We start from the raw sequence: 4,023 nt of genomic DNA, 5'->3' as shown, positions 1-4,023 counted from the left end.
TCGTCGCGCCCCTTCGGGCGCTCCTCGCGCACGACTTCGCCTACGCCTGCGACTGGCAGGATCTTCAGTCCCGCCTGCAGGCGAAGGGCTACATGCTTCGCGAAGCCGGCGGTGGCCTGGCGCTGCACGGCCTCGACGGGCGGCGGCTGTGCAAGGGCTCGGAGCTGGGATACGGCTATGCTGCCCTGGTCCGGAAATTCCGCACGCCCTTTCCCGGCCATGCCCACCGGAGCGTGGCTGCGCGTGTTCTCAGCCCTCCGGCGGCACCCGGCCCGGAATCGCCTGCCGCGGCGGCGCGATCTCCCATTCGTCGATGAGGCGCACCGCCTCTTCGGCCGTCTCGGCGTAACGGAAAAGCTCCAGGTCCTCGGGAGAGATGGTGCCGGCCTCTGCCAGGGCCTGCCAGTCGATGATCCGCTCCCAGAAGTCCCGCCCGAAGAGCAGGAAGGGCACTCGCCGCATCCGCCCGGTCTGGATCAGGGTCAGCGCCTCGAACATCTCGTCCATCGTGCCGAAGCCGCCGGGGAAGATGCAGACCGCGTTGGCGCGGAGCAGGAAATGCATCTTGCGGATGCCGAAGTAATGGAAGTTGAAGCACAGCTCTGGCGTGATGTAGGCGTTGGGCGCCTGCTCGTGCGGCAGCACGATATTCAGCCCGATGCTTTCGCCGCCCGCGTCTGCCGCACCGCGGTTGCCGGCCTCCATCACGCCCGGACCGCCGCCCGTGACGATGACGTTCTCGCCGGTGCCGAGGCTTTTCTCCGTCATGATCCGGGCGAAGTCGCGCGCCACGTCGTAGAACCGCGACAGCTCCCGCAGGGTCTTCGTGCCCGCCACCTCCTTGCGGTCGGGCGGCGGGATGCGTGCGCCCCCGAACAGCACGATGGTGCTTTTCACCCCGTGCTCGTCCATCAGCAGCGAGGGCTTGAGCAGTTCAAGCTGCAGGCGCACCGGCCGAAGCTCGTCGCGCAGCAGGAAATCCTCGTCGTCGAAGGCCAGGCGGTAGGCGGGCGAGCGGGTCTGCGGCGTGTGCGGCAGATGCTCGGCCGCCGTCCGGTCGGCGCCTGCGTCGGGAAAGGGGCTGCGGCGGTCGTCCTTCATGAGCGTCTCCTCTTCCGCCTCACCTAGCGCGTCGGGGACGCAGGGGCCAGCGCAAGCCCGGCCCGTTGTGCGGTCTGCGGCGCTCGCCTATACCCCGCGCGAGGGATCTGACCGAAGGGAATGACACAGATGTCGACGGCCGGACTGGAAGCCGCCATAGAGGCCGCCTGGGAGGCGCGCGAAACCATCACCCCCGCCACCGGCGGCGAGACGCGCGAGGCGATCGAGGCCACGCTCGAGGCGCTCGACCGCGGCGAGTTGCGCGTCGCCGAACGCGGCGACGACGGCGAATGGCACGTCAACCAGTGGGCCAAGAAGGCCGTGCTGCTGGGCTTTCGCATCAGGGACATGGAGATGCAGCCGGGCGGCCCGCAGGGCGGCGGCTGGTGGGACAAGGTGGACAGCAAGTTCGCCGGCTGGGGCGACGACCGCTGGCGCGAGGCGGGTTTCCGCGCGGTGCCCAACTGCGTCGTGCGCCGCTCCGCCTACATCGCGCCCGGCGTGGTCCTGATGCCGTCGTTCGTGAACCTCGGAGCCTATGTGGACAGCGGGACGATGGTGGACACCTGGGCGACCGTCGGCTCCTGCGCGCAGATCGGCAGGAACGTGCATCTCTCGGGCGGCGTGGGCATCGGTGGCGTGCTGGAGCCGATGCAGGCCAATCCCACGATCATCGAGGACGACTGCTTCATCGGCGCACGCTCCGAGGTCGTCGAGGGCGTGATCGTGCGCGAGGGGGCGGTGCTCGGCATGGGTGTCTACCTCGGCCAGTCCACGAAGATCGTCGAGCGCGAGACCGGCCGCGTCTTCACGGGCGAGGTGCCGCCCTATTCCGTCGTCGTCTCCGGCTCGATCCCCTCCACCGGCGGCGTCAACCTCTACTGCGCGGTCATCGTGAAGCGGGTGGACGAGAAGACGCGCGCGAAGGTCGGCATCAACGAGTTGCTGCGGGACTGACCGGGTGGCGCGGTCGCTCGCGCTCCGCGACAGTCAATCCGGGCGCTGCGGCACGCTTGCGCGCGCCGCGGCGCAGGGTGCCGGAGAGGCGGTGGCGGTGAGCGTGGAGCGGAGTTCGCCGCTCGACAAGGCGGCTGCGGTCCACGGGCCTGGCGGTGTCGATTAGGCACCATTCGCGGGTCCCGATGCGCTCGAGCAGGTGGATGGCCTTGCCATGGGGAGGCCAGTGCACCCGGGCGCACCGCCGGCCCAGGTTGCGGAGCGAGGTGCGCGCTCGGGCCGCCGCGTGGCTGAGTCTGTCGAAGCCGTGGATGCCGGGCCGCCGGCGGCAATGAGGCGCAGGTCCAACGAACGAGGATCGCTGAAACCGTCTCTCGCCCTGCCGGGCGAACTGGTCGGAGTGGCAGGATTCGAACCTACGACCCCCGCCTCCCGAAGACGGTGCTCTACCAGGCTGAGCTACACTCCGACCGTGACGCGCCGCATATCCCCTCGCGCGTGCTTTGACAAGCCTCAACCGCGCGTTTCGCGAGGGAATCACACAAGGGCGGAAAGGCGCCTCACGCGCCTTTCCGCGTCGCCCCTGTTCAGAGGCTCGCATCCAGCGCAGCCAGCACCGCGTCGCCCATTTCTTTCGTCGAAACGGGCACGGCGCCTTCCACATTCAGCAGGTCCGCGGTGCGCACGCCATCGGCCAGCACCTTCTGCACCGCCGCTTCCAGACGGCCGGCCTCGGCCCCCTCATCGAAGGAATAGCGCAGCGCCATGGCGAAACTGAGGATGCAGGCGATCGGGTTCGCCTTGCCCTGGCCCGCGATATCCGGCGCCGACCCGTGCACCGGCTCGTAGAGCGCCTTGGGCCGTCCGTTCGCCATCGGCGCACCCAGAGAGGCCGAGGGCAGCATCCCCAGCGAGCCGGTCAGCATGGCGGCGAGGTCCGACAGCAGATCGCCGAAGAGGTTGTCGGTCACGATCACGTCGAACTGCTTGGGCCAGCGGGTCAGCTGCATCGCCCCGGCATCGGCATACATGTGGCTCAGCTCCACATCGGCGTATTCGGCGTCATGCACCTCCTGCACCACCTGCCGCCACAGCACGCCCGATTCCATCACGTTGGCCTTCTCCATCGAGCAGACCTTGTTGCCGCGCTTGCGCGCCAACTCGAAGGCCGAACGCGCGACGCGGGCAATCTCGGATTCGGTGTAACGCTGGGTGTTGATCCCCACCCGCTCGTTGCCTTCCTCGATGATGCCGCGCGGCTCGCCGAAATAGACGCCGGAGGTCAGCTCGCGCACGATCATGATGTCGAGCCCGGCCACCACATCCTTCTTCAGCGACGAGAAATCCGCCAGGGCGTCGAAGCACTGCGCCGGGCGCAGATTGGCGAAAAGGTCCATTTCCTTGCGCAGGCGCAGCAGGCCGCGCTCCGGCTTCACGCTGAAATCCAGATCGTCGTATTTCGGCCCGCCCACGGCGCCCAGCAGCACCGCGTCCACCGATTGCGCCTTTTCCATGGTGGCGTCGGTCAGCGGGGTGCCATGCGCGTCATAGGCCGCACCGCCCACCAGATCCTCGCTCACATCGAAGGCGAGGCCGCGCTTCTCGCCGAACCAGGCGATGATCCGCTGGACCTCGGCCATGACTTCCGGGCCGATCCCGTCTCCGGGCAGGATGAGAAGCGAAGGGTTGGACATGGGATGCGATCCTCAGGCAGGTTTCAATCGCTTTCGCCTATCCATTGCCGGACGGAGGGTCAAGCAAGCCGCAGGGCGGCCCGCAGCCCCTCGGCCAGGCGCTCCCAGACATAGGTGATGCGGGGCGTACGCCGCATCGCCTCGGGCGCGGCCAGCCAAAGCGGCAGCGTGGGCAGGCCCGACCTGGGCAGCAGTTCCTCCAGCAGCGGGTCGGCCCGCCCCACCGCCAGCTGGCCGAAGCCGATCCCGCAGCCCGCCCGCACCAGCTCCC

The 4,023-nt window shown here is 68.8% G+C and carries 4 protein-coding genes, 1 tRNA gene and 2 pseudogenes; 3 read left to right on the top strand and 4 right to left on the bottom strand.

Features of this window, described 5'->3' with window-relative positions:
- Positions 1-317, top strand: a pseudogene (locus tag ACLFOB_RS14505) (hypothetical protein); the annotation flags it as partial.
- Here ACLFOB_RS14505 and ACLFOB_RS14500 read toward each other — a convergent pair.
- Positions 250-1,101: an LOG family protein gene (locus ACLFOB_RS14500; RefSeq protein ID WP_410917307.1), complete on the bottom strand. Its 852-nt coding sequence runs from the start codon at positions 1,099-1,101 to the stop codon at positions 250-252. The pseudogene ACLFOB_RS14505 and the gene ACLFOB_RS14500 sit on opposite strands and share 68 nt — an antisense overlap.
- 129 nt (positions 1,102-1,230) lie before the next feature.
- Between ACLFOB_RS14500 and dapD the strand changes: the two genes are divergently transcribed.
- Positions 1,231-2,058 carry a 2,3,4,5-tetrahydropyridine-2,6-dicarboxylate N-succinyltransferase gene (dapD, locus tag ACLFOB_RS14495; RefSeq protein ID WP_410926543.1) on the top strand — a complete coding sequence of 276 codons (828 nt, stop codon included), beginning with the start codon at positions 1,231-1,233 and terminating at the stop codon, positions 2,056-2,058.
- 4 nt (positions 2,059-2,062) lie between these two features.
- Positions 2,063-2,224, top strand: coding sequence for a hypothetical protein (locus tag ACLFOB_RS14490; RefSeq protein WP_410926542.1), 162 nt, complete (start codon positions 2,063-2,065; stop codon positions 2,222-2,224).
- A gap of 226 nt (positions 2,225-2,450) precedes the next feature.
- Here ACLFOB_RS14490 and ACLFOB_RS14485 read toward each other — a convergent pair.
- From ACLFOB_RS14485 to ACLFOB_RS14475, 3 genes and pseudogenes are all read right to left on the bottom strand, one after another.
- A tRNA-Pro gene (locus ACLFOB_RS14485) sits at positions 2,451-2,527 on the bottom strand.
- Between the two features lie 118 nt (positions 2,528-2,645).
- Positions 2,646-3,752 (bottom strand): 3-isopropylmalate dehydrogenase, encoded by a 1,107-nt coding sequence (gene leuB, locus ACLFOB_RS14480; RefSeq protein ID WP_410926541.1) that lies wholly within the window; start codon positions 3,750-3,752, stop codon positions 2,646-2,648.
- A 59-nt stretch (positions 3,753-3,811) separates the two neighbouring features.
- Positions 3,812-4,023 (bottom strand): annotated as a pseudogene (locus tag ACLFOB_RS14475) (LysR family transcriptional regulator); the annotation flags it as partial.

Source organism: Rhodosalinus sp., from assembly GCF_046542825.1.
In the GTDB taxonomy this organism is placed as follows: domain Bacteria; phylum Pseudomonadota; class Alphaproteobacteria; order Rhodobacterales; family Rhodobacteraceae; genus Rhodosalinus.
Note: the sequence above shows the minus strand (reverse complement) of the source record. Positions and strands in the feature narration are given on the sequence as shown.

Bases quoted from the DNA above. Each gene is read 5' to 3' on its own strand.
- ACLFOB_RS14500 (WP_410917307.1), bottom strand. From the start codon at position 1,101: ATGAAGGACGACCGCCGCAGCCCCTTTCCCGACGCAGGCGCCGACCGG.
- leuB (WP_410926541.1), bottom strand. From the start codon at position 3,752: ATGTCCAACCCTTCGCTTCTCATCCTGCCCGGAGACGGGATCGGCCCG.
- dapD (WP_410926543.1), top strand. From the start codon at position 1,231: ATGTCGACGGCCGGACTGGAAGCCGCCATAGAGGCCGCCTGGGAGGCG.